Source organism: Colwellia sp. BRX10-3, from assembly GCF_014077505.1.
Lineage (GTDB): Bacteria > Pseudomonadota > Gammaproteobacteria > Enterobacterales > Alteromonadaceae > Cognaticolwellia.
Genome location: NZ_JACGWA010000001.1, coordinates 353577 through 380029 on the forward strand (window position 1 = coordinate 353577; position 26453 = coordinate 380029).

At 39.3% G+C, this 26453-nt stretch carries 25 protein-coding genes and 1 tRNA gene; 9 read left to right on the top strand and 17 right to left on the bottom strand.

The features are described from left to right. Positions 1 to 502: 502 nt before the first annotated feature. The 14 genes from H4J38_RS01580 to H4J38_RS01645 form a co-directional block, all read right to left on the bottom strand. Positions 503 to 1681 carry a flagellin gene (locus H4J38_RS01580; RefSeq protein WP_182128817.1) on the bottom strand — a complete coding sequence of 393 codons (1179 nt, stop codon included), beginning with the start codon at positions 1679 to 1681 and terminating at the stop codon, positions 503 to 505. Between the two features lie 307 nt (positions 1682 to 1988). Beyond that, a complete protein-coding gene (gene flgL / locus H4J38_RS01585; RefSeq protein ID WP_182128819.1) occupies positions 1989 to 3194 on the bottom strand; it encodes a flagellar hook-associated protein FlgL in 1206 nt (401 codons plus the stop codon). 8 nt (positions 3195 to 3202) lie between these two features. Further along, a complete protein-coding gene (flgK, locus tag H4J38_RS01590) occupies positions 3203 to 5203 on the bottom strand; it encodes a flagellar hook-associated protein FlgK (protein ID WP_182128821.1) in 2001 nt (666 codons plus the stop codon). A gap of 52 nt (positions 5204 to 5255) precedes the next feature. Further along, a complete protein-coding gene (flgJ, locus tag H4J38_RS01595; protein ID WP_182128823.1) occupies positions 5256 to 6248 on the bottom strand; it encodes a flagellar assembly peptidoglycan hydrolase FlgJ in 993 nt (330 codons plus the stop codon). 16 nt (positions 6249 to 6264) lie between these two features. Continuing rightward, the gene (locus H4J38_RS01600) at positions 6265 to 7359 is read right to left on the bottom strand and encodes a flagellar basal body P-ring protein FlgI (protein ID WP_182128825.1); all 1095 of its coding nucleotides are present in this window, start codon (positions 7357 to 7359) and stop codon (positions 6265 to 6267) included. A 12-nt stretch (positions 7360 to 7371) separates the two neighbouring features. Continuing rightward, positions 7372 to 8079: a flagellar basal body L-ring protein FlgH gene (gene flgH / locus H4J38_RS01605; RefSeq protein ID WP_182128827.1), complete on the bottom strand. Its 708-nt coding sequence runs from the start codon at positions 8077 to 8079 to the stop codon at positions 7372 to 7374. A gap of 16 nt (positions 8080 to 8095) precedes the next feature. After that, positions 8096 to 8884 (bottom strand): flagellar basal-body rod protein FlgG, encoded by a 789-nt coding sequence (gene flgG, locus H4J38_RS01610; protein ID WP_182128829.1) that lies wholly within the window; start codon positions 8882 to 8884, stop codon positions 8096 to 8098. A gap of 22 nt (positions 8885 to 8906) precedes the next feature. After that, positions 8907 to 9650, bottom strand: a complete 744-nt coding sequence (flgF, locus tag H4J38_RS01615; RefSeq protein ID WP_182128831.1) for a flagellar basal-body rod protein FlgF — start codon at positions 9648 to 9650, stop codon at positions 8907 to 8909. 571 nt (positions 9651 to 10221) lie between these two features. Continuing rightward, complete coding sequence (gene flgE / locus H4J38_RS01620) at positions 10222 to 11598, bottom strand: flagellar hook protein FlgE (RefSeq protein ID WP_182128833.1); 1377 nt, start codon at positions 11596 to 11598, stop codon at positions 10222 to 10224. Positions 11599 to 11627: 29 nt separating this feature from the next. Further along, positions 11628 to 12317 carry a flagellar hook assembly protein FlgD gene (locus tag H4J38_RS01625; RefSeq protein WP_182128835.1) on the bottom strand — a complete coding sequence of 230 codons (690 nt, stop codon included), beginning with the start codon at positions 12315 to 12317 and terminating at the stop codon, positions 11628 to 11630. An 18-nt stretch (positions 12318 to 12335) separates the two neighbouring features. Then, on the bottom strand, positions 12336 to 12755 hold the full coding sequence (gene flgC, locus H4J38_RS01630) for a flagellar basal body rod protein FlgC (protein WP_182128837.1): 420 nt from the start codon (positions 12753 to 12755) through the stop codon (positions 12336 to 12338). Between the two features lie 2 nt (positions 12756 to 12757). Continuing rightward, on the bottom strand, positions 12758 to 13156 hold the full coding sequence (gene flgB / locus H4J38_RS01635) for a flagellar basal body rod protein FlgB (RefSeq protein WP_182128839.1): 399 nt from the start codon (positions 13154 to 13156) through the stop codon (positions 12758 to 12760). Between the two features lie 65 nt (positions 13157 to 13221). After that, entirely contained in the window at positions 13222 to 14052 is an 831-nt protein-coding gene (locus H4J38_RS01640) for a protein-glutamate O-methyltransferase CheR (RefSeq protein WP_182128841.1), read from the bottom strand. A 39-nt stretch (positions 14053 to 14091) separates the two neighbouring features. Beyond that, positions 14092 to 15027: a chemotaxis protein gene (locus tag H4J38_RS01645; protein ID WP_182128843.1), complete on the bottom strand. Its 936-nt coding sequence runs from the start codon at positions 15025 to 15027 to the stop codon at positions 14092 to 14094. A gap of 178 nt (positions 15028 to 15205) precedes the next feature. Here H4J38_RS01645 and flgA point away from each other — a divergent pair, with 178 nt between their 5' ends. From flgA to H4J38_RS01660, 3 genes are all read left to right on the top strand, one after another. Next, a complete protein-coding gene (flgA, locus tag H4J38_RS01650; RefSeq protein ID WP_182128845.1) occupies positions 15206 to 15898 on the top strand; it encodes a flagellar basal body P-ring formation chaperone FlgA in 693 nt (230 codons plus the stop codon). A gap of 74 nt (positions 15899 to 15972) precedes the next feature. After that, on the top strand, positions 15973 to 16287 hold the full coding sequence (gene flgM, locus H4J38_RS01655; RefSeq protein ID WP_182128847.1) for a flagellar biosynthesis anti-sigma factor FlgM: 315 nt from the start codon (positions 15973 to 15975) through the stop codon (positions 16285 to 16287). Between the two features lie 25 nt (positions 16288 to 16312). Beyond that, positions 16313 to 16744: a flagellar export chaperone FlgN gene (locus H4J38_RS01660; protein ID WP_182128849.1), complete on the top strand. Its 432-nt coding sequence runs from the start codon at positions 16313 to 16315 to the stop codon at positions 16742 to 16744. A 79-nt stretch (positions 16745 to 16823) separates the two neighbouring features. Here H4J38_RS01660 and H4J38_RS01665 read toward each other — a convergent pair whose 3' ends face one another. Both H4J38_RS01665 and H4J38_RS01670 read right to left on the bottom strand, forming a co-directional pair. Beyond that, positions 16824 to 17288 carry an LPP20 family lipoprotein gene (locus H4J38_RS01665; RefSeq protein WP_182128851.1) on the bottom strand — a complete coding sequence of 155 codons (465 nt, stop codon included), beginning with the start codon at positions 17286 to 17288 and terminating at the stop codon, positions 16824 to 16826. 28 nt (positions 17289 to 17316) lie between these two features. Then, positions 17317 to 17961 carry a FlgO family outer membrane protein gene (locus tag H4J38_RS01670; protein ID WP_182128853.1) on the bottom strand — a complete coding sequence of 215 codons (645 nt, stop codon included), beginning with the start codon at positions 17959 to 17961 and terminating at the stop codon, positions 17317 to 17319. A gap of 199 nt (positions 17962 to 18160) precedes the next feature. Between H4J38_RS01670 and H4J38_RS01675 the strand changes: the two genes are divergently transcribed. Both H4J38_RS01675 and H4J38_RS01680 read left to right on the top strand, forming a co-directional pair. Further along, positions 18161 to 19324 carry a flagella assembly protein FlgT gene (locus H4J38_RS01675; protein ID WP_259365360.1) on the top strand — a complete coding sequence of 388 codons (1164 nt, stop codon included), beginning with the start codon at positions 18161 to 18163 and terminating at the stop codon, positions 19322 to 19324. A 620-nt stretch (positions 19325 to 19944) separates the two neighbouring features. Further along, positions 19945 to 20021 (top strand) — tRNA-Arg (locus tag H4J38_RS01680). A gap of 68 nt (positions 20022 to 20089) precedes the next feature. On the opposite strand, the gene H4J38_RS01685 is transcribed toward H4J38_RS01680, so the two are convergent. Next, positions 20090 to 20239, bottom strand: coding sequence for a hypothetical protein (locus H4J38_RS01685; protein ID WP_182128857.1), 150 nt, complete (start codon positions 20237 to 20239; stop codon positions 20090 to 20092). A gap of 311 nt (positions 20240 to 20550) precedes the next feature. Here H4J38_RS01685 and tkt point away from each other — a divergent pair, with 311 nt between their 5' ends. From tkt to fba, 4 genes are all read left to right on the top strand, one after another. Then, positions 20551 to 22536: a transketolase gene (gene tkt / locus H4J38_RS01690; RefSeq protein ID WP_182128859.1), complete on the top strand. Its 1986-nt coding sequence runs from the start codon at positions 20551 to 20553 to the stop codon at positions 22534 to 22536. Positions 22537 to 22631: 95 nt separating this feature from the next. Beyond that, positions 22632 to 23645, top strand: coding sequence for an erythrose-4-phosphate dehydrogenase (gene epd, locus H4J38_RS01695; RefSeq protein WP_182128861.1), 1014 nt, complete (start codon positions 22632 to 22634; stop codon positions 23643 to 23645). Positions 23646 to 23717: 72 nt separating this feature from the next. Then, positions 23718 to 24896 carry a phosphoglycerate kinase gene (locus H4J38_RS01700; protein ID WP_182128862.1) on the top strand — a complete coding sequence of 393 codons (1179 nt, stop codon included), beginning with the start codon at positions 23718 to 23720 and terminating at the stop codon, positions 24894 to 24896. Between the two features lie 439 nt (positions 24897 to 25335). Beyond that, positions 25336 to 26400, top strand: coding sequence for a class II fructose-bisphosphate aldolase (fba, locus tag H4J38_RS01705; RefSeq protein WP_182128864.1), 1065 nt, complete (start codon positions 25336 to 25338; stop codon positions 26398 to 26400). Positions 26401 to 26453: the final 53 nt, after the last annotated feature.

The window sequence follows — 26453 nt, forward strand, 5'->3', positions numbered from 1 at the left end:
TAGTACATCAGGGGCTTTGTTAAAATCATCAAGCTCCCGTTCTATAAATGGTAACGGCAGTTAAAATAATAACTTTAATCTTTTTACAAAAAAAATATAAATCTACTAAAAAAAATAATTAAACACCTCTTAAAAAAACGCATAAAACCCTATTAATAAAGGCCTGTACGGTATTTTATTTATATGACTAAATTTAATAAATAAAACAATCAAGCATCTTCAATTTTTTCAAATAGGCATAAAAGAGTGCTTTATGCCTATATATCGTAGCTTTTATCGACTTTACTAACTTACTTTTCAAATTCATTAACGTTATCTGACCATATATAATGGTAAGTAATTATTATGCTTCCTTCAGCAGCAGTATAATTTCACGACTCTATATTTACACTCTGCTTAATCATTCTCATTCATCTGTTTAATAAGCTGAAAAAAAGCAAAAAAAAAGCTGAACAATATGCTCAACTTTTCAACTATTTTTACTTTTCTTTTCAGGCAACTATTAACCACCAAGTAAGCTGATTGCTGCTTGTGGAATCTGGTTGGCTTGCGCCAAAATAGACGTACCTGCTTGTTGCAATATTTGATTTTTGGTCAAATTAGCTGTTTCTACTGCAAAATCTGTATCTTGTATACGGCTACGTGACGCTGAAACATTTTCTTGAATGTTAGCTAGGTTACTAATGGTATAACCAAATCTATTTTGAATCGCACCCAAGTCAGCGCGTTGTTCATCTATTTTTTTCAATGCCGCATCGATTGATTCCAGTGCCGCTTGCGCACCGGTGCCATCAGCACCACTGATATTAATTGCATTTACTGCCGTGCCACCAGTTGCTGTATCTGCGCCACCTAGCGTACCCGCACCAGGAGTTGAATTAAAAATACCCGCGTCACCCGCGACACTACTACTGGCCGTAACGGCTGTTACTTCATTCGTTGATGTAAAAGTAATTGAGCCTGAGCCATCAGAAATAGCACGAATACCTAGCGCACCGACATTATTATTTACTGCATCAATTAAATCGTCAGTACCTTGACCTACACCAACATCAAAAGTTACCGTATTTGTACCCGATGCTGTGGTAACAGCAAAGGATAAGGTTTCAGCAGTAGCACCAACAACGGTGTTATCGAATCCTGCAATAGTAAGGCTTTGACCCGATACTGCACCTAGATCAGACGCTTTGATACTTGATAATGACATTTCGATTGTTTCATTTGCATTAGCGCCTACTTGAAAACTTTTAGTACCAAATGTGCCATCAAGTAAAGTTTGATCACCAAATTTAGTTGTCTCTGCAATTCTTGTTAATTCTGTTTGCAAAGCAGTAACTTCTTTTTGTAATGATTCACGATCAGCTGATGAGTTTGACCCATTGGCAGCTTGCAGAGCTAAATCACGCATACGTTGCAAAATTTCGGTTGAGGCTTGCATTGCACCCTCAGCGGTTTGCGCCATTGAAATACCATCGTTAGCATTACGTTGGGCAACACCTAACCCATTAATTTGAGATGTTAATCGATTTGATATTTGCAAACCAGCAGCATCATCTTTAGCACTGTTAATACGCATACCTGATGATAATCGTTGCATAGCAGTAGCTAAGCCATCACCAGATTTAGTCAAGTTACGTTGAGCATTCAATGATGACGTGTTAGTTATTACTGATAAGGCCATGATAGACTCCTAGAAATTTAAATTATCTTTAACATAGTTATGCGTTAGTCGGTTTGCCTTTTGTATCAAACTTCCAACACTGTATATTTCAGCCCTTGTTTATATTTACTAAAACTCATCATTAATAAAACAATGTATGCAATGCATTTGGGCTTCATTGGCCTTAATAGCCAGTTTTTGCGATATAGGTTTACAACCTTGTAACGCCAGTTTTCTGTTTCTTAATTTAGATAAAAGCAACATCTGTACCAAAATTAACCAATGTATTCTAATTACCTAATATAAATATCCATTAGTGGGTGATTTGTTATCTAATATAATTAAATAAATTTAAACCCTGTACTTGCGTAAAGGTTTGCTGCGCGGCTTGTAGGGCTATTTTTGATTGTTCAAATGTTGATATCGCCTTGGCAAAATCAAGGTCTTCAATTGAAGACCTGCCTGCCGACAAATACAACGCAGTATCTAAGTGATTACTTTTTTGACGGTCAATAACTTGTAAATTAATGCCTGATTGCGCTCGACGAGACGTTAGGTGATTCATGGAATCGCTTAATTGGTCAAGAATTCGATTAAAGTCAACTTGTACTTGTGGGTCTTCGCCTGCACCTGCCTTGCTATTTATCCAATCAATGGCTGAATTTATCGTGTCAAAAACACCAATATTTTGTTCAGGTGTAAGTGAGAAGTTATCGCCCGGCAACGGATTGCCGCTTAATTTAACTTCAATACCGTTAAAGGCAATGGTTTGCCCAGGTGTATAACCGGAAACATTAGTTACGTTGCCCGCACCGTCAGTAATGGTTAAGTCAGTGGCCGTGGTAAAGTTAAATGTGAAGTCTGCTGGGTTTGTTGAGCTATTGTAAACACTGGCATCTGCAACAATGGCACTTTCAACGGCTAAACCTGAAGTGTTGGTGTTATAAGTAGCAGAAAAGTCACCAATAGCATTGGGTACTTTTTGAAAAACTTGTTCACCACTTTGGTTAGTGGCAATTGAAACGTTCTTTGCTATTTGTAGCTCTCTAACACCATTATCGCCGCGATAGTTCACCGAATTATCTGTTTGTTGCACAAATGGTGCATCATCAATTTGGTAACCTGCAAAAACATAACCACCCGATGCATCTTTGGTATTAGCAATATCGAGTATTTGCTGTAAGCTTTGGCTAGCCTGCTGTCCAATAGAGGCAAGGTCATCAGCTGAGTACACGCCGTTATTGGCTTGTAGCATTAAATCTTTTAATTCATTCATAATACCTTCAGCATTCGCCAAGGTGGTATCGATTAAACTATTTTTATTTTCTGCTTGAGTAATATTACGTTGGTACTTATCAATACTGGCAAGATCATTCTTATAACCTGCTAACGTGCCAAAAGCTACAGCATCATCTTTTGCTGTAATAACGCGCTTACCCGTGGAAATATGATTAACTTGCTCGTTAACGCTGGCCTGCTGATTAGACATCTGCAAACCACTTTGAATATAAAATTGTGCTGTAGAAACGCGCATAATAACTCCTATCTAGTGGCTGCTAATAAAGTATCAAAAATGGTATTTGCCACTGAAATTATCTGTGACGACGCTTGGTAGGCTTGTTGGTATTTCAATAAATTTGCTGCTTCTTCATCAAGATTTACCCCTGACTTAGATTGATTGCGGTTATATGCTTGGGTAAACAACGCCTGTGCTGTATTAGCCACAAGTTCTGCAGAACTTGCGCTCGACCCAACTTCAGCTGTTGACGTAGCTAATGCTTGACTAAATGTTTGTTTGCCGCCACCAAGAATTTGCTGCTCTTGGGTTGCAGCCATTTGGGATGCATTACTGGCGTTACCTGAGCCAAAAGCGTCTGATACGGTGAATTTCTCACGGGCTAATGCCCCTTGCCCCACTGGCGAACCTGCTATTTCAATTTGAAAAGCGGCGGTGGCTGGTGAAGGTGGCATATCAATAACAGCTGTTGCACCCGCTGCAAAGCTACCACTGGCCAATGTCGCTGCCGGTGGTGGATTAGCCGCGTCGTAAACTCGATAATTAAACGTGCCTGGTGCACTTTCATAAACATCGACCGTTAAATTTGCATTGGTACCTTGGGTAAAAGAGCGAGCAACTTCTGGGTCAGTGACATTAATAATACTCACAGCGCCATTACTGATATTGTTATCATCCGCCTCAACCTCAATAGCAGAGCTTGCTGCAATGCCTTTAGGATCGGTAAGCGTTACCTGCATTAATGCAGCGCTATTTTCTGTTGGGCGAAGAGTAAAGCTGTCGTCAGCAATTGGTGTGCCTGAGTTAACTTTAAATTCAAAGCCGTAGTCTGTTGGATAAACACCAGGAGACGAAGCAACCAAAGTCGTTGTAGAGCCATCTCGAGGATTAGTCATTATGTAATCTGTACCATCATACTTAATGGTAAATTCATTAGTTGGGACTAATGAAACGTCAGTAATTGTTATACCCGCTTCAACGTTGCCAGAATTTTTTGACGAGGCTAATACCCGAGAGTTTTGTAGATTAGTCGCATTGATATCAGTAAATATATCTAAACCTTGTTTAGCATTTAAATCTAGTCCTTTGGCTTGCGATTGATTTAATGTTTGTGAAACTGCCATAGCTAAACGATTCAGTTCGCTGCGCGCTTTTGCGACATGCTCGTCTCGATATTCTATTTTAGCGGCAATAGCTCCACCGAGTTTAGTAGCGTCTAGTGCGACTTTACCGTTGCGACTATTTAACTGTAATCTTGTTTGTAATGGATCCGGATTTCCAGCCTCAACACTCACCGTTAACGGCGTAATACCTGCTACAAGTGTTGCGCCATTGCCGATCATCACCGTCATAACGCCATGAGTATCTTCAATGGTACTAACCGAGGTATATTCACCCAGTTGGTTAACAAGTTGATCACGTTTATCTAATAAGTCATTAGGTTGGCCGGTTAGATTTAAGTCTTTATTCTGTAATATTTGTTCATTAATTTTCGCTAAATCAAGCGATATTTGCGATATTTTGCTCGCCATTTGCTCTATTTCGCCGTTAGTCGACTTTTCAAGCTGGTCTAAATTTTGATTTAAACTGTTAAAATCTTTTGCTAATACGTTAGCTTGGCTAAGGGCGATATTACGTAAACCAATATCATTTGGATTGTCAGCTATGCCATTAACCGCTTGATAAAAACGATCAATAGAGCCGCCAATAGCTTCGCTTGAGAATGACATTATTTCGTTTAATTGATTAAGATCTAAACTAATTGAATCAGCATTACCCAAGTTACTTTTATTGAGTAATTGTTCTTTATAAGAAAATTGATCGTAAAGGCGGGTTATGTCTTGAACATAAGTACCAGAGCCAACAAAGTTACCACCGTTAAAATTCCCAACTGCCGCACCCTGTTCAGTACGTTGACGGGTATAACCTTCGGTATTAACGTTAGCAATGTTATGTCCTGTAGTCGCTAACTGTTGTTGCGCGGACAGTAAACCACTAACACCAGTTTGATACAGATTAATCGACATGACCTAAACTCCTACAGTAACCTTAATTTCAACAGTGAAATTACCGATGAACTTATTTATTTAATAAGCCAGTTACTGTCCGAAGTGTTCCCATTATCTTTTTAGCGTAATTAGGGTCGGTAGCATAACCAGCACTTTGTAGGTTATGCAAAAATTGCTCCACATCTGTAGATTTTTCTAATGCGCCGCGATAACGCTCACTTTGAGTGAGTAAATTCAAGTAATCATTAACACTTTGACCAATAGACTCATACACCCTAAACGGCTCACGTTTTTTCACCATGGCACCGTTTTCAAACTCTAAGGTTTCTTTATGGGTTTTCTCGCCAGCCCAACGGCTATCAGCTTTAATATTAAATAAATTATTCGAACTCTCACCTGAATCGGTTTTGATGATTTTTTGGCCCCAACCGGTTTCTAGTGCGGCTTGGGCAATAACCACTTCAAATGGCACATTAATTTTGTCTTGCACGCGTTTAGCGTCGGCGGTTAAGGCAGTAACAAAATCTTTTGGCTCTTTAAATGTAGGGCTTTGCAACATACTCGAGGCTTGGGCTGCCATTGAGCCATTTGTTTGACGATCTTTATTAGGATCCTGATTCGCTGACGAGTCTTTGACTAAACTTACTGTGTTGACTAATGAAGGTTCGCTAATACGCACACTGCCTCGACTATCAAGGTTGCCATCGCTTCGTAAAATGGTATGCGGGGTAAAGTTTTCACTGTCGCCACCAAGTTGACGAACGATTAACGGTGCAAGACCTAAAGCACCATTATTAGAAAGCTCGAGCGACATTTGTTGATCATGCATATCACGATAAAACTTGGTTGACTCAGAGTTCAGCGGACTATCAGATTCCAAAACTTCTTGCGCTTTACGCATGCTCTTCATCAGCATTTGCATAAAAATAGCTTCAAACTGCTTTGCAGCTTGTTCTAATGCGTCTTTTTTACTGGCGTTATCACCCGATTTCGCGTCTTGGCGGATCGAGTTTAAACCGTTAACGTCTAAAAAGTTTTGTGCGTCTGCAATACGTGTTGTCATAAGCTTTATTTGTTCATTAAATAATGATCAAATCTCCACGTAATGCGCCCGCTTGATCTAGGGCTTCTAATATTGCCATTACATCACCAGGGCCTGCGCCCACTTGGTTTATAGCACGTACCAAGGCATCTAAAGTTACGCCGGGGTCAAAAACGAACATTCGTGAGTCGTCTTGCTTAACATCTATAATGGATTGATTAGTCGCTACCGTTTCGCCCGCTGCAAATGCATTGGGTTGTGAAACTGCCTCGACTTCATTAATGGTGACGGTAATGCCACCATGAGTTATCGCTGCTGGTAGCAGGCGCACGTCAGCGCCAATAACTATGGTACCGGTGCGTGAATTAACAATAATTTTTGCTGATGGCGTTCCCGGTTCAAACTCTAAGTTTTCTAAGGTTGCCAAAAAGCTAACACGATCAGCGGCATCTCTAGGGGCTGTAACTTGTACTGATGCGGCATCAATAGCACGTGCAGAACCAGAAATTAAGTTATTAATAGTGTCAGAAAGACGTTTTGCTGTTGTAAAATCAGCATTATGAAGATTAAAAGTAATATGATCACCAGAAGAAAAAGGCGATAACACTTCTCGCTCAACCATGGCACCATTAGCAATACGACCCACCGTTGGTGTATTAGCAATCACTTTTGAGCCGTCTAATCCTTCAGCGCCTAAGCCGCTTACAATTAAGCTGCCTTGAGCAACAGCATAAGCGTTGCCGTCAAGTCCCATTAAAATCGTTTGTATTAACGTACCGCCACGTAAGCTTTGCGCACTGCCCATAGACGAAACAGTAACATCAATTTTTTGCCCTGGTTTTGAAAATGCCGGTAACTCAGCATGTACTGCCACAGCAGCAACATTTTTAATTTTTGGCTTTAAGTTCGTTGGCATTTTAATGCCAAAGTTACTTAACATAGTTTTAAAACTTTGTTCCGTAAACGGGCTTTGCTCGCCTGTACCCGGCAAACCTACAACCAACCCATAACCTATTAATTGGTTGCTGCGCACACCAGCAACGTCAGCCAAATCTTTAATGCGTTGGGCATTTGCCTCTGGTAATAAAACCAAAGCAGATAAAAGCGCTAAACTTACTAAATATTTTTTCATTATATTATCCTGCTAAATAGGCCACCATGAACTATTGAAGAACTTAGACAACCAGCCTTGCTCTTGCGCGTCAGCAAAGGTACCCGTTCCTGCATATTCAATACGAGCGTTAGCCACTTTACTGGAAGTAACCGTATTATTTGAGCTGATGTCTTGCGATCGCACTATGCCTGTTAATCGAATATATTCATCACCATTATTCAATGACATCCACTTTTCGCCGCGGATCATCAAATTACCATTGGGAAGAACTCTCAAAACATGAACAGAAATATTGCCAGCTAAGCTATTGCTCTGATCGGCTTTTGAGTCACCTTTAAAGTTTGACGTTTGGTCATAACCAAATTGTAATGCCTTGTTGTTGAAATTTATCGCCGCGCCACCAATACCCGTGATCGGATTAAGAGTGGCGTTATTGGCTTTTTTCAATTCAGTTTTGGCATTTTTATTTGCTTGTGTACTTTCACTTAAAATCACTGAAATAATATCGCCGACTCGATGTGCTTTAGAGTCTGAATAGATATTATTTACATAGTTGACGTTAAAAAGTGAGCCCGTTGGCACTAAAGGTTCATCTTCCATTTCCGGCAAAATAGGTGCAAAGTCAGGATCATTAGGCATTGTTTTTGCCTGTTCAATACTGGCACAGCCAGTAAACAATATGGCGACTATGCTCACCGTAAATAAGGTGCTTAATAACGAAGATTTTTTGCCTTTCATGATACCTTCCTCAACTTTATAATTGCTGATTGATGTAGCTAAGCATTTGGTCAACTGCTGAAATAACTTTCGAGTTCATTTCATAAACGCGCTGACTTTCAATAAGATTAACCAACTCTTCTGTCGTATTAACATTGGATGTTTCTAACGCTCCTTGCACTAATAGGCCATATCCGCCTAAGCCCGGAACACCCTCTTGTGGCGCGCCACTGACTGATGTTTCAACGTATAAGTTTTGTCCAATTGGCTCTAAACCTGTTGGGTTAATAAAATTAACGGTATTAATTTGTCCAACTACGGCGGGTTCAGCTTGACCTTGCAAAGTGACCGAAACTTCACCATCTTGTGAAACAATAATGCTTAAAGCATCCTCAGGCACAGTAACTTGCGGTTGTAATAAATAACCCGCGCCAGGCGTGACTACGTTACCTTCTTCGTCCATGGTAAACTGGCCATTACGTGAATAGGCAGACGAGCCGTCTGGCATCAAGATTTCAAACATACCTTCCCCCTGAATCATAAGATCCAGTGCATTATCGGTATTTAGCATGTCACCTTGGGTATGAATTTTTTGCGTTGCCACCACTTTGGTACCCGCACCTAACATTAAACCTGATGGCATTTCAGTGTCTTGCGCTGAACGACCACCTGGTTGGTTAATATTTTGATAAAGTAAGTCTTCAAATACCGCGCGACTCTTTTTAAAGCCAATAGTACTGGCGTTGGCTAAGTTATTGGAAATAACCGCAATCTCTTTTGTTTGCGCGTCTAAGCCTGTTTTACTAATCCATAATGCTGGGTTCATACATCACCTCAAAATATTTTATTTAAAACGCTCGCAATAATGACGCTGCACTTTCATCAATTTCTTCAGCTGTTTTCATCATTTTTAACTGCATTTCAAATTGACGTTGCAGTGCGATCATATCGGTCATTTCACTAATAGGGTTTACGTTACTTGATTCTAATGAACCGCTCGCAACTCTTATCGTGACATCAGCCGGCTCATTGTTGCCGTCTTTACGACGAAATAAGCCATCGCTGCCTTTTTCTAGCAAGCGATTATCTGGGTTAACAAATTTAATTCTGCCGACTTCATCTTGAACAGTACTAGGCGCACCCTCAGGCTGAACCATAATGGTGCCATCAGCAGAAATATTAAGTTTACTAATAGGTAACGGTAAAAATATTGGCCCACTATCGCCAATCACTAGATCACCTCTTGAGGTTTCTAGTGCGCCATTGTCATTTAATTTTAATTGGCCATTACGGGTATAGGCTTCACTACCATCTTTGGTTTGTACCGTTAACCAGCCTTGACCTTGAATAGCGAGATCGAGATCACGCCCGGTACTCAATAATGCACCACTGTCAAAGTTTTGGCCTGCTCGTTCGGTCATTGAAAACACTCGAGTAGGCATACCTTCACCGAAAGCTTGCATTGCTCTAGCATTAGCTAAATCAGCTTTAAAGCCCGTAGTTTTGGCGTTAGCGAGGTTATTAGCATTCACTGATAAGGCTTGCATGTTTTGCTTCGCACCACTCATGGCGATATACAGCAACTTATCCATAATGAAATTCACCCATAATATTAATCATATTTGATGTGTTGCAAATAAAGTGCCAGAAAATTAAGAAAGGTAAATGTAATAGACAAACGGTAAATGAGTATTTGCTGGTCGCATTGATGCCAAAAATAAGTTAATAAAATAAATAAACTAAAAATCAAGATGATGCACTAAAGTTCAATCTAGGAGTAGCCTATAAATACACGCGCCAGCAAGCCAAAATAGAGTTTCGAGGTTGGTCGATTTAGAGCAACATTTATGCCGTCAAAAAGTATTAAAATATTAAATAAAAATTCGAAAATCAAATGTGGTTATCAACGGCCATTTGATCGCAGCATTGCCGACAAAGTATTAGGTACTTAGCTTTTATCTGATACAAAAAACTGACCGTTATTCGACGTGCATGTTCTTCCACGGATGTTATTCAGTAAAGTAATGCAGGAGCAATTACCGAGATGGCTAGGAACGGCCCGAACATAAAAAAGCCAGATATCAATATTTGATGATCTGGCTTTTAAAATTTTCGGACTAACTTATTAATCCTTAAGCATCATACAATTATCATCTATTTAAACTAACGAATTTGTAGAATGGTTTGGTTTAGCTGATTATCAACTTCCAGTGCTCTTGAGTTCGCTTGGAAATTTCGTTGAGCAGAGATTAAATCAATTAATTCTGAAGTTAAGTTAACGTTAGATTGCTCTAATGCTGAAGAGTTTATCGTACCAAAGGTACCTGAACCACCCTCGCCCGCTAATGCTTCACCTGAAGTAATACTTTCTTTCCAAGCAGTGCTACCTACCTGCTTTAAGCCTTGTTCATTAGCAAAGTTTACCATGGCAATTCGTGATAAAGGCTCTGAAGTACCATTACTATAAGTTGCTCTTACTAAACCATCAGTACCAATATCAATTCCGGTTAATCGACCAACAGCTAAACCATCTTGTTGTAAAGAGGTGACTTCAAAATTAGAAGCAAACTGTGTAGGCTCATTTGGATTCGGGCCTAAGGGATCTAGGTTAAAATCAATTTGAATGGTTTGTGAAGTATCTGCACCATTAGGTAAATGATTACTAAAGTCTGTAGTAATAATGCCACCATTAGCTGCCGACGGAATTTGAGATTGAAAGTCACCAGATGAGTCGAAAACTAATCTCGCACCTGTTAATCCACCGCTTGTTGATAATGGACCTGAGATATCACCTCCAACAGGGTTAGTTCCGCCACCTGCAGGGTCTTCAAGATTAATAGGCTTGCCATCAACAGAGGCAAAAAGCATCCACTCATTTGGGTTTACACTCGGGTCATCTTTAATGAAGTAATAAGTCATAATATGACTATCACCTAATGAATCAAATATGGTTACTGATGTTGAATGATTAAATGTTAATGGATCTTCAGGGTCAAAATTACCTGGCGCCGAAGAAATATAAGAATCACCCGCGGGTAAATTCATTCTTATATCAACTTCTGAAGATTTTTGCGGAGCACCAGAAGCCGTTGGTATACGAATAGGCTCAGCCGTACTTAAACTGACTGAAGCAGAAGTACCATCGGCATTAACAGGAAAGCCCAACAAATGCCCGCCTTGTGAGTTAACAATAAAGTTGTCTTGGTTCAATTTAAACTGACCAGCTCGGGTATATGAGGTTTCTAAGCTATTTAACTCAGGTACCGTGGCAAAAAAACCATTACCGGTAATCGCCAAATCTAACGAGTTATTGGTAAACTTGATGCTACCTTGTGAAAACTGCTGTGCAACTTCTGCCGTCAAAACACCGTCACCTACTTTAGTTTTGCTTGAAGATAGAAGCGAAGCCGCATAAACGTCGACGAACTCTGCACGTGATTCTTTAAAGCCAGTTGTGTTTACATTGGCTATGTTGTTGGATGTTACATCCAAATCTTTCTGAGCTGCGTTTAATCCGCTCAACGCTACATTAAATGACATAATTTCACCTCATATAAAAAACTGATTGCTTAACCTTGAGAAACTTCGACTACGTCAGAAAGTTTCATGGTGCTGCCACCATTAAGGTTTAATAAAATACTTCCGCCACTACCGGCCAAAGTGACACTATCTACTTTGCGATAAGTCATCGCTTGCAATTCTGATGCATTACCTTCAACTAAGCCGGCAACACGAAAGCGATAGGCACCTTCTGGTGCAGGCTCTCCATTAGATCCTTTGCCGTCCCAAGTAAAGGTAAATTCACCTGATGCAACGCTACCTACTGGCACGGTTTGAATAATTTCACCGGCAACGTTTTCTACGTAAATATTGACATTACTTGCCGGCTGGTCGGTCACTAACTTACCTTTTACCGATTGACCTTCTTCCATACCAAATACGTTGTCTTCAACTAAAACACTGCGACCAACAAGCGATGATGCTTGCAGGGCTTGGCTAGACGACATTGATGCAGCAAAGCTGCTAAATTGGTCGTTTAACTTTGTCACGCCGTCTGTGGTAGAGAAAGCGGTCATCTGAGATATCATCTCATTGTTTTCAACCGGCTTGGTCGGGTCTTGATTCGAGAGTTCTTGGGTTAGCAACGCGAAAAAATCTGCTTGCGTTAACATTCCTCGATCGTTTTCAGCCTCAGGAGTGTTATTCTCCTGTTGCCAGCGAATATTATCTAATGGGCTAGAGCCAGATACAGTTTCCATGTTAATTCCTATTTAACCTTAGCGTTGACCAAGTGTTAGCGTTTTAGTTAGCATACTTTTTGCTGACTCGGCTAATTGCACATTGGTTTGATATGAACGAGAAGCAGAAATCATGTTAGTCATTTCTTCAATAACATTAACGTTCGGCTTGTAAATATATCCCTCGCCGTCTGCCATTGGATGGTCAGGGGCATATTCGACATTAAGAGGCTTATTGCTTTCAACAACCCCAAGTACCTGAACACCTACCGACTCATTTTGTCCTGCGGCAGCTTTTTGCATCTGGGCGGCAAAAACTGGGTGGCGTGCACGATATGTTTTATCGACACTACTGCTAACACTATCAGCATTAGCAATATTACTAGCCGTGGTATTTAAGCGTACAGACTGTGCGCTCATACCAGAACCAGATATAGAAAATACATTAAATAGGCTCATTTTTATTGCCCTCCAGTGATTGCTTTTCTTAAGCCTTTAATACTTCCGTTAAGAAATTGTAGGCTTGCTTGATATTCCATAGAGTTTTCTAGATACAAGTTTCGTTCCACTTGTACATCTACACTGTTACCGTCACCTGTATCAGCTTGGTCAGGTACGCGAAAACCCACGCCGTTATTGAGTTCCATACGAACATCGAAATGTTTTTCGTTAGTGCGAGTCATGCCGGTTTGTTGCTTTGAGGCTGCTTGCGCTAATGCGGCTTTGAAGTCCATTCCTTTAGCTTTGTAGCCTGGTGTATCGGCATTGGCAATATTGCCTGCAATAAGTTCCGCACGTTGAGCGCGCACTTGTAAACTTTGCGGATGAATGCCGAATGCTTTTTCAAAACTAATAGCCATAAAAAAATACCTCCATATTAATGAAGGTATTTATTCAAGATTTATGCCAGAGATTTAGAGAGAGGTTATTTTTTTTGGTAAACGATGCCAGGGTTGCAACGGATCATATTAAAGTCTTTGCTAATACCGGAAAGTGATTCTGAGGCACCTAGAAATAAATAACGGTCCTTATTTAACGTACCGTGGATTTGTGAAATTATTTTTGACTTTAACTCAGGAGAGAAGTAAATCAAGACGTTGCGGCAGAAAACCAAATCAAAACGCCCCATTAAGCTATAACTATTTAACAAGTTAATTTGGCGAAAGCTGACCATGTTTTTAATGAAGTCCTTCACCTTCATCATACCATTATCACCGGCTTCAAAAAATTGTCTTTTACGCTCTGGAGATAAACCTCGTGATAAGGCTAAATTATCATAATGAGCATATTTGCAATGATCTAACATGGTGTCAGAGATATCAGTGCCAATAATTTGAACACCAGCAGGAAATGCGCCTGGGTTGCTTTGTTGGAATTCATAAATCGCCATAGCAATTGAATAGGGTTCTTGTCCTGATGAGCTTGCCGCTGACCAAATTTTTAATTGTGTTCGTTGGCCTTTAAATTCTGGCAGGATTTTCTTTTTCAAAAGTTCGAAAGGATAGTCGTCACGAAACCATAAAGTTTCATTGGTGGTCATGGCGTCAATAACTGACGCCCGCAGTTGCCGTTTAACCGGATTAAGCGTTTGCGCTACTAAATCAGACAAAGACGCAACATCAAATTTCGCCATCAGTGGTGTGAGGCGACTTTTTACCAAGTACTGCTTACTTTCACCTAAAACAATACCGCATTGCTGCTCTAGAAATATTCTAAACTGATCATAACTTTTATCATCGAGTTGCTTAGTTAACACTAGCTATAATCCACCTTATCTAAAGAATGCAAACAAACATTAAGAAGTTGCATCATGCTTTAACCACTTTTTCACCGCAGTAGCTAACTCGTCAGGATGAAATTTAGGAATAAAATCTTCAGCCCCAACTTTCTCGACCATAGCATTATTAAAAACCCCACTCAGCGAGGTATGCAAAATAACAGGCATTTTTTTCATGCGGTCGTTGTGCTTAATTTGTGCTGTTAGGGTATAGCCGTCCATTTCAGGCATTTCAATATCAGAAATCAACAAAGCGACTTTTTCGGTGATACTATTTTGACACCCGTCAGCAATTGTTTGTAATTGATCAAGTGCATCTTGTCCATTCTTCGCTAAAAGCATTGTTAAACCTAAAGGTTCAAGCGCACGTTTAACTTGATTTCGTGCCACGGTTGAATCATCAGCGATCATAATAACTCTGTCACCGATTTCTTCGCCAACGGTTGCATCAGCAATACCGTCACTTAATTCAGTTGAAATTGGACTAATTTCATTAAGAATTTTTTCAACATCTAAAATAGATACCATTTCGTTATCAATTTCAGTTACCGCCGTAAGGTAACTTGATTTACCAGCACCTTCTGGCGGCGGCATAACATCTTTCCAACTAAGGGTTACAATACGTTCAACACCGGCAACAAGAAAGCCCTGCACACTGCGATTATACTCAGCAATAATGACAAAACTACTTTCTGTTTGAACAATTTCAGGGCCACCCGTTGCTTTACTTAAATCAATAACTGAAATAGTTTGCCCGCGAATATGAGCCACACCTTTAATAAATTTATCTTGCTTAGGTAATATAGTCAGCCTAGGGCATGGCATAACTTCACGCACTTTAAATACGTTGATACCAAAGCGCTGTCTACCAATAAGTTTAAATAACAGCAACTCAAGTCGGTTCTGACCAACTAATTGGGTACGCTGATTAACTGAGTCTAATATACCTGTCATAAAAAACCTCTTAGGTATGCCGATGAAAGTATAACAAAGGCACGATTCTTGATTGTTTTATCATGTAAACGACAATATTTAAACGACAACGTAAATACTTTGACGTTATTCATGCTAAATCGTATTTAGTTAAGCTTAGACGAGTATTTTTATTTCCCTAGCAGTCAGATAAAAAATTATGCATAAATTAAAGATATTAGTAAAAATCACCCTTACATACTTAGCCATAGTTAATCCTGGTTCAGCGATGACATTTGATCGAGATTATCTCTATAACTTAATCAAAACCCACGTCGAAAATAACGTGAGCTTACCTGCTCAGGGAAAGCTGAAAGTCGAAGTTGCTGAAATAGATCCTCGAATATCTTTGCAGCCATGTTTATCGCCATTAACGGCAAATATACCTGAAAACCATAACGGTAGAAACGTAAATGTTAAAATTGTTTGTCCAGACGAAGAATCTTGGCAATTATATATCCCGGTAAAAATTCAGACGATCGTGCCTGTATTGGTTACGCGCATGCGCATGAACAAAGGCACCTTACTCAATAGCACTAATATCGAAATTATATTTAAAGATAATAGCCAAATAAGGGGCACAGTACTTACTGATCCTAAAGTTGTCTTCGGTGCTCGAACAAAAAGAAACTTATCTCAAGGCGGTGCGATCACTAATAAAAACACCTGTTTTGTCTGCAAAGGCGAACCGGTTAACATTGTTGCTATGTCAGATAATTTTGAAATTAAATCTTTTGGTATTGCCTTAGATGACGGTAGTTTAGGCGAAATAATATCTGTGCGAAATAAGAAATCTGGCCGGGTAATTCAAGGGCAAGTTAACGCTATTAACCAAGTAGTAATTAATTTATAATAATTACTTAAGTTTTCAGCTGTTTTGCCGATAAAAGGTTAGAAACCAATAACTGTTGTAAGTAGGATACAATAATGGCTATTAATATCAATAACTTGAATAACACAAATCAAGTAAAACAAAAAATTGAACAGCAAGTTCAAACCAAGCAGCAAGTTAGCGAAAGTGCAAATGCCTCGCAACAAGCTAAATTGGCGCCTCGTGATTCGGTATCAATTACCCCTCAAGCGAAACAAATGAGTGAACTGCAAAAAAAAGCGGCTGACTCTCCTGTACTTAATCAGAAAAAAATTGCTGAACTAAAAAGTGCTATTGCCTCTGGTGATTATAAAATTAACCCAGAAAAACTAGCGGCTAGTATTGCCAACTTCGAATTTGATCTTGATTAACTCGTCACTAAAGTGGAGTAAATAAGTGTCTGAAAAAATAACGCCGCAACAATTGGTTTCTCAACAATTATCACAATTGACGCAATTAGAGGCGTTATTAGACACAGAAAAAAATGTTCTGCAGCAGCAAAATCCTGATGCACTTATCAATATTACCTCTGATAAAAACACCCTACTCTTAGCGATTCAAGACATTGATAATGCCATTGGACAAAGTTTTGAATTCAAACAAGAAAAATTAGCTGGCAGTTTCGATAAAGAATTAGTAGAAATTGAAGCGAGTTTAGCGCGCTGTAAAAAGAAAAATCTCATTAATGGTCTTATCATTCATCAGTCGCAATTATCAGTTGAGCGAATGAAAACCTCATTATTGGAAAATCACGATAGATCATCGATGACCTATGATAGTAAAGGCAAAACCTCGGGCGGACTTAGCAGCTTGGGTATAAAAGCTTAATTTTAGTTACTTTATTATCAAAAAAACCAGCAATTGCTGGTTTTTTAATGCGTTTAAAATGCAGAGCAATTCAATCGCGTTAGTAATATGAGATATGCTTTATTTCTTTGCGATTAGATGTCGCGTTATAAATTTCATAAACATCTTTAAAGTCTAAACTCAACTCTGTGGTGTAACTGTCACCAACCGGATAGCTTTTCACTACTTTTGCGCCACGTATGATCCCTTGAACCGATGCCTTTAATTGCTGATTATTAACCACTAAATTAGACATTGTGGTGTTGCCATCAATACTTTGACCATAAACTTGTTCAGCTAGCTCAGCATAAGCAGCAATTTTTGAAGCTTTTATCGCCATCAGCATACGCTGGGTTTTATGTTGAGATTTTTGCAAACTGATGGGGGCTTGCCCTATCGCAGTTAGCACAGGAAATTTTTCAGGTTTTATATTCTGCCACTCAACATGTTTATCAAACACCGAAGAGCATGCGCTTAAAACTATAGCACTTATAAAAACCCAGATACCATTGCGTAAAGTATTCATATTCACCTTCGATATTTTTTTGATAACATTACTTTTGTATCGCAATTGCACGCGCATCGTCAACTAACATCGCGCTATCGCGCAAGATCATGCCATCTTTCATTTTAACATTTTCATGACTGTTAAAATCATCGCCGACAACCCAAGCTGGAATAAAAGACTGCGCGGTAGCAACCACAACGCGTGATTGCATACCTATCATTCTAGCGTTAACTAAAATCCCCGCTTCTTGTTGCATCATAGTGCCAGTAACCACATAGTCAATTATCTGACGTTCAGGTAATTCTTTCCAATCACGACTGAAAACATAATCGCCATCTTCGGTTACGCGAATATGTCCAGTAGTTTTAAAATCAATAACTACTAAGCCATGTCGTTGCATTTCATGGACAAAACTTTCTGAAATTTGATTACCTAGCCAGTTAGTTGATTCTAAATTTTTTAAATCTACAAACGAAGCAACCGCGATTGGTGTTTTAGGATTAACAAAGGTGCTACTTTCCAACATTTGATATGCGAGACCTTTAACCACGTCATTTATCGCATGGCGAGGTAACTCAAAACTGTCAATTTCTTGTTTATCGACATAAGAAGAACGATAGAAATCTTTATTAGTATCCACAGAACACGACATAACTGCCGGTATTAGTATTGCTATAAGCCAATTTTTCATTGAGCTCTCCTCAATTAATGCAAATGTCATAAAATTAATACAAATATTAAAGCATGATCCGCGCCAATGTTCTTTTATCAATTGAATTAATCTATTCATCACTTAGCACTAATTATTCCAATTCGACATCTATTACTAAATAGGCACAAAACCTGCATATTTCAAAACAGAAATCGACCCCATATTAAAAGAGATGTTTATGCGCTTAAGTTTAATCGGCCTTTGTTTTGCTATATATAGTAGCGCTAGTTTCGGGCAATGGTATGAATCGCAAGGTGTCGCGAGCATAAAAAACAATGATAATAAAGCCGCAAAAGCTCAGGCTGTTCACAATGCATTGAAAAAAGCCTTATTAGTTGCAGGTGCCTCAGTGTCAAGTGTTCAACAGGTAGTCAACGGTTTGTTAACCCAAGATGAAATTAGCATTCGTGCCAGTGGCAGCGTTAATTCACTAGAGCTGATAAGCGAGAACTATAGCGGCGACCTGGTTACTGTTACTATTCGAGCTGATATTTTCCCTCAAGAAAAAAAATGTTTCGCCGCTGATTATAAAAAATCAATGCTGTTAACCCGCAGTAACATACTACACCGCGAACAAGCTAATATTGGTAACATTTATTCTATTGATCGAACATTGATCAAAAAACTCGCTAATAAAATACAGCAGCAAGGCATATATTTAGATACTAAACTGGCCTTACAAACCAAAACTGAATTTTCACGCTATAACCAAAGTCTGCAAACACAGAGTTTAAAAAACTTAACCATGTCATTAGCGAATATGACGGATAGCCAATATGTTTTATTTTCAGAAATCCAAGATCTTTCTTTGGCGAACGACGAAAATAATGACTGGCAATTTTGGCAAAAAAACATCTATCAACGCCAATTCAATATCGCACTTTATATTCACGACGGTACCACAGGTGAAAGAATTTTGGATAAGCACTACCAAAGCTCTGCCCCTTGGGATTTCGATGATCGTAAACAAGTGGACGTAACTAGTCATAATTTTTGGCAGAGTGAGTACGGCCAACAAATTAGTGTAACTTTGGATGATATGGTCAGTGATATTGATGAAAATATGATGTGTCAGCCAACCCAAGGCAGAATTGTACAAGTTCAAGGAAATTCAATTACTTTTAACTTAGGCAAAAGGCACGGCGTTAAGGTAGGTGATAAATTCTCATTGTTGCATTTAAATAACTTTATTAGTGATGATAAACGCTCATATTCGGGTTTTAATATCAGCCCTTATAAAGTTATTGTCACTTCTGTTAGTCAAGACAGTGCACATGCAACCACCGCAGAACAACACATATTGGACAATATTCAGGTCAATGATTTGGCGGTAAGATATTAGAGAACTTCATAGCGCTAGGCTTAATATAAGTTTGTTGATGTCCATACTAAATATATAACAGAGTGTTAGCTGTGCTACATATACAACACTTAATACTTAATACTTAATAGTACTAATTTACCCGCGTTATGAACTTAATTAAGTAATACTGCCTACTATTAATACTTGGGTGATATTGGGTAATTGTGACATTGAAAGGTCAGCTATTAGCTTTTTGAAAGAAAAAATTAGTCTGTATATCTTTAGAAATACACATTAAAAAAAAGCTAATAAAAACGAAAGGCGAAAGCACTTGAAACATCAAAATTTCTCTTTCAATTCCATTTGATAATAATTCAGTGTTACTAAAATAATATGGTTTAAAACTCTATATTTAAATTTGCGCTACTACTTTTAAAGCAACAGCCCTATTGAAAAATAAATATCAACTAATTGAAATTTGATGTTAATATTTTAAAATATTGAAAAACAACTGTTAACCTAATTGATTTTCTATTATATTTTTCAATTAAGTCCCAGTAACTCAGTTGGATAGAGTACTAGCCTCCTAAGCTGGAAGTCGCAGGTTTTTTATGTGCTATAGAGGGAGGGCACAAGTAAAAGGTAAATAAAAGTTCAATCGAGGCGTAGCTCAACTGGATAGAGCATCCCCCTCCTAAGGGGAAGGTTGTGGGATCGTCCCCCACCGCTTCGGCCATTGAGACATACAGCACATCCTGTACATAAAAAAACCCCGCTGTTGCGAGGTTTGTATTATTTAGTGAGCTAATTTACTAGCTCCGTATTTATTTTTTCTACTACAACGTCCTTGTCGTCTGCTGCTGAGCCACTACTCAACAACGCTGATATTGCTAATATTAATACCGCTAATATTACCGTGGTCAGCTTAATTCCGCTTGACGACGACTTGTTCATTACTTAATCCTATGTCAGGTTATATGTTATTAGTTTTATTGGTACATACAACCAATTCACACTATAGGATCTTCATTTCAATTTCAATAGCTTACTTTAAAAAACCAGTTATCATTGTACATTTATGCAGCAATATAATCTGAGAAATAAAAAGCCGATACCCATAAAGTAGTATCCTCTTATTACCCTACGTCTAAATTAAGTTAAAAATAATCGCAGAAAAGTGCTAATTAAATTTGCAGTCGAGGGGTACTCTAGGTGAAAATAAGCGCAATTTATATCCCACCAATTTTACAATTACTGGAGCAATTATGCCGTCGCGTCAACAACTGGCCAATGCAATACGAGTTTTAAGCATGGATGCCGTGCAAAAAGCTAAATCAGGACATCCTGGAGCCCCAATGGGTATGGCTGATATCGCTGAAGTTTTATGGCGTGATTTTCTAAAACATAACCCTAACGATCCACAATGGACTGATCGTGACCGCTTTGTGTTGTCTAACGGCCACGGGTCAATGTTGATTTATTCGCTATTGCACCTAACCGGCTATGATTTACCGATGAGTGAATTGAAAAACTTCCGCCAGCTACACTCAAAAACACCAGGTCATCCTGAATACGGATACACACCAGGCGTAGAAACTACAACAGGCCCATTGGGTGCTGGTATGTCTAATGCTGTTGGTATGGCGATAGCTGAAAAAACTTTGGCTGCGCAGTTTAACCGTGAAGGTCATAACATTGTCGATCACAACACTTATGTGTTTTTAGGTGATGGTTGTTTAATGGAAGGTATTTCGCATGAAGTATGTTCATTAGCGGGTACTTTAGGTTTAGGCAAACTGGTAGCTTTTTGGGATGATAACGGTATTTCAATTGATGGTCATGTTGAAGGTTGGTTTACGGACGATACCCCAGCACGATTTGAAGCTTACGGTTGGCACGTGATTAGTGAAGTTGATGGCCACGATAGCGTGGCTATTGCTAATGCCATTGCAGAAGCAAAAGCAGTAACCGATAAACCTACGATGATTTGTTGTAAAACTGTGATTGGTTTTGGTTCACCAAATAAGTCAGGCACGCACGATTGTCATGGTGCTCCATTAGGTGATGACGAAATTGCCGCTACACGCGAATTCCTTAATTGGGCACATGCACCATTTGAAATTCCAGCAGATATATACGCTGATTGGGATCAAAAAGAAAAAGGCGGTTCTGAACAAGCAAGTTGGAATGATAAATTTGCTGCTTACCAAGCAGCGCATCCAGCATTAGCTGCTGAGTATGAGCGCCGAGTTATTAAAGGTGATTTACCTGCAGAGTTTGAAGAAAAAGCTAATGCCTACATTTTAGCATGCCAAGAAAAAGCTGAGAATGTTGCTTCGCGTAAAGCATCACAAAACACCATTGAAGTATTTGGTGCTATGTTACCTGAACTATTAGGTGGTTCAGCTGATTTAGCTGGCTCCAACTTAACTCTTTGGTCTGGTTCAAAAGGAATTCAAGATGATGCTGCTGGTAACTACATTTATTACGGTGTACGTGAATTCGGCATGAGCGGTATTATGAACGGTATTTCATTGCATGGCGGCTTTATCAATTACGGTGCAACATTCATGATGTTTATGGAATATGCACGTAACGCTGTGCGTATGTCAGCACTAATGGGCATTCAAAACATTTTTGTTTATACCCATGATTCAATTGGGCAAGGTGAAGATGGTCCAACGCATCAACCTATTGAGCAATTAACTAACTTACGTACTACGCCTAACATGGTAACTTGGCGTCCAGCCGATGCTACCGAGTCAGCTGTAGCATGGAAAAATGCCGTTGTTCGCCAAAATGCGCCAACGTCGTTAATTTTTTCTCGCCAAGGTTTACCAGCGTTAAGTCGCACCAGTGCGCAAGTAGCTGACATTGCTAAAGGTGGCTACATATTAAAAGATAGCGTTGGCACACCAGAAGTTATCTTAATTGCTACTGGCTCTGAAGTGTCATTAGCACTAAAAGCTGCTGAAAGCTTAGGTGATAAAGTTCGCGTTGTTTCTATGCCATCAACTAATATGTTTGATGCCCAAGACAATGACTACAAAGCATCAGTATTTCCACCAACGGTTACTAAACGTGTTGCAATTGAAGCCGCGCATACTGACTTTTGGTATAAATACGTAGGTTTGAGTGGCAAAGTTGTTGGCATGACTACTTTTGGTGAGTCAGCTCCTGGTAATGTGTTACTTGAGCACTTTGGTTTTACCGTTGAAAACGTAGTTAAGACGGTGAATAGCTTAAACTAATCTCGTTTATTACCGCCAAACGGTATTTATAGCCAGTTAGCATATGTTAACTGGCTATATTTTCAAAAAGTTCGCTATCAATAAGATCCAAAAATATGTCAATTAATATTGCAATAAATGGCTTTGGAAGAATCGGCAGAAATCTTGTGCGGGCGTTATATGAAAATGGCAGAACCAACGAGTTTAGGTTAGTCGCCATTAATGAGCTTGCCGAACCTGAAGGTATAGCCCATTTACTAAAATATGATTCAACTCATGGTCGTTTTTCATTTTCGGTTCAACAAAGTGATGGCAAATTATTTATTGCGGGTGACGAAGTGGCACTGAGCCATGAAGCCGAGTTAGCCGACCTGCCATGGCAACAACACAATGTCGATATTGTCATTGATTGTACCGGTAAGTTTGGCAGTCAAGCCGATGGCCAACAACATATAAAGCAAGGCGCAAAAAAGGTCTTGTTTTCTCATCCTGGCACACAAGATTTAGACGCGACCATTATTTATGGTATCAACCACCAACTACTAACACCTAACGAAAAAGTGGTTTCAAATGGCTCATGCACCACCAATTGTGTAGTACCTGTCATTCAGGTTTTGGATAAAGCATTTGGTGTGGAAAGTGGTGCAATTACCACCATTCACTCTTCAATGCATGACCAACAAGTCATTGATGCTTATCACCCCGATTTACGACGCTCTCGTGCTGCAAGCCAATCAATAATACCTGTAGATACTAAACTTGCCGCAGGTATTGAGCGTATATTACCTAAGTTTGCTGGCCGCTTCGAAGCGATTGCGGTGCGAGTGCCCACTATCAATGTAACCGCTATGGATTTGAGCTTGAATTTATCGAGTGATGCAACTATTGTACAAATTAATCAAGCCATTGTTGATGCTCAAAACAATGGCTTAGCCGGAATTTTAGGCTATACCACCGAGCCGCTTGTTTCAATCGACTTTAATCATGACCCACACTCGAGCATTGTTGATGGCAACCAAACACGTGTTAGCCACAAACGCTTAGTTAAATTACTTATTTGGTGTGATAACGAATGGGGTTTTGCCAATCGTTTACTAGACACCGCCTATACTATGGCGAAAGTAGGTTAATTCGATATTATCAAGCCATTAAATTATTTAAAATTTACTTAACCGTTAAACTTCTACCAACAGGAAATAAACATGTCAGTAATCAAAATGACCGATTTAGCCTTAAACAATCAACGTGTGCTTATTCGTGAAGACTTAAATGTACCGATTAAAGATGGAAAAATCACCTCAGACGCTCGCCTAAGAGCAGCATTACCAACACTTAGAACAGCTTTAGAAGCAGGTGCTAAAGTCATGGTGATGTCACATTTAGGCCGCCCTACCGAAGGCGAATATAATCCAGAATTTTCTTTACAACCCGTTGCAGATTATCTAAGTGCCGCACTTAACGTACCTGTTCGTTTAGTTAAAGGTTACCTTGATGGTGTCGACGTTAATATTGGCGAGTTAGTCATTTTTGAAAATATTCGCTTTAATACAGGTGAACAAAACAATGATGATACCTTATCAAAAAAATTAGCCGCACTATGTGATATTTTCGTTATGGACGCGTTTGGCACAGCTCATCGGGCGCAAGCCAGTACACATGGCGTTGCAAAATATGCTCCTATTGCTTGTGCGGGACCACTTTTGGCCGGTGAATTATCAGCCTTATCAAAGGCACTTGATAACCCTGCCCGTCCATTAGTTGCGATTGTTGGCGGTTCGAAAGTTTCAACTAAACTAACCGTACTAGATTCACTAGCGGGTATAGTTGACCAATTAGTTGTTGGCGGCGGTATTGCTAATACTTTTATCGCCTCGCAAGGTCATAATGTTGGTAAGTCGTTATTCGAAGCCGATTTAGTCGATGAAGCAAAACGTTTAACGAAACAAGCCAACGACAATAACGGCTCAATTCCCGTGCCAACCGATGTTATTGTGGGCCAAGAGTTTTCTGAAACTGCGGTAGCAACACTTAAAAACGTTAGCGACGTTAACGACAGTGATATGATTTTTGATATAGGCCCCGAAAGCGCTAAAGCATTAGCAGAAATTATCGCGAATGCAGGAACCGTAGTATGGAACGGCCCTGTTGGCGTATTTGAATTCGACCAATTTGGCAAAGGCACTGAAGTTATCGCTCGCGCTATTGCTAATAGCAAGGCATTTTCAATTGCTGGTGGTGGTGACACCTTAGCTGCGGTAGATAAATATGATATTGCTGACCAGATATCCTACATTTCAACTGGTGGTGGTGCTTTCCTTGAGTTTTTAGAAGGTAAAAAATTGCCTGCAGTAGAAATTTTAGAAGCTCGCGCTAAAGGCTAACCTATCTAATATAAATTTTATCCTAAAAAGCTGACTGTACTTTAATGCACTGTCAGCTTTTTTATTTTCACTTTACCCAATATAGTTATCCTTATAGTTGATGCAAACCTAAATCAACTGACCAACAAGTTACTTAATTTACGCTAAAATATAAAACCCAAAATAATGTGATTTCTTATTTTCTGGTACGTTTTGCAGTAAAATCATTAAAAAGCAGAATAAATATATAAATGATCCTGATTAAACGCTGATTATTTTCGTAAAAAACACACAAAAGCATTAAATGAATAAGATATTATGTTTTTTAAAAAATATAGATAACTTTTTCTAGTGCAAATTACCAAATCCATCTGATATAATTACGATACGAAAGTGCTAAGTTTCACAATGAAACTTTTTAAAATCAATTTTGTCAATTTACAATCACAGGAGTTAGTTCATGGCTTTAGTTTCTATGCGCCAAATGTTAGATCATGCCGCCGAAAACGGTTACGGTATCCCAGCCTTTAACGTTAACAATTTAGAACAAGTTAGAGCTATCATGCTTGCTGCTAATGACACCAACAGCCCTGTGATTTTACAGGGTTCTGCCGGCGCTAGAGCTTATGCGGGTGCACCATTTTTACGTCATTTAATTTTAGCAGCAATTGAAGAGTTTCCACATATTCCTGTGGTAATGCATCAAGATCACGGCACATCACCTAGTGTTTGCCAACGCTCAATTCAATCGGGTTTTTCATCAGTGATGATGGACGGTTCATTAATGGATGACGGTAAAACACCTTCAAGCTATGAATACAATGTTGACGTTACTCGTCGTACCGTTGAAATGGCTCACGCTTGTGGTGTTTCAGTTGAAGGTGAATTAGGCTGTTTAGGTTCGCTTGAAACCGGTGAGGCAGGCGAAGAAGATGGTATTGGCGCTGTGGGAATTTTAACCATAGAGCAAATGCTAACTGATCCTGAAGAAGCGGCTGACTTTGTTCAAAAAACACAAGTTGACGCTTTAGCCATTGCTTGCGGTACTTCGCACGGCGCTTACAAATTTACTCGCCCACCTACTGGCGATATATTAGCGATTGACCGTATTAAAGCGATTCATAATCGTATTCCTAATACACATTTAGTTATGCATGGTTCTTCTTCAGTGCCACAAGACTGGTTAGCGATTATTAATGAATTTGGTGGCAAAATTCCAGAAACTTATGGTGTACCTGTTGAGCAAATTCAAGAAGGTATTAAAAATGGTGTTCGTAAAATCAACATAGATACCGATTTACGTTTAGCGTCTACAGGGGCTGTTCGTCGTTTCTTGGCAGAAAATCCAAGCGAATTTGACCCACGTAAATTCTTAAAAGCATCAACCCAAGCCATGTATGATATTTGTAAGGCGCGCTACGAATCATTTGGTAGTGTTGGGCATGCATCAAACATTAAACCTATTTCTTTAGATAACATGTTTTTGCAATACTCTACCGGTAAATTGGACGCAATAATTAAGTAAGTTATATAGCGCATTAATTGCCCTATCTAACAAAGTACCGCTAACCTTTCAGT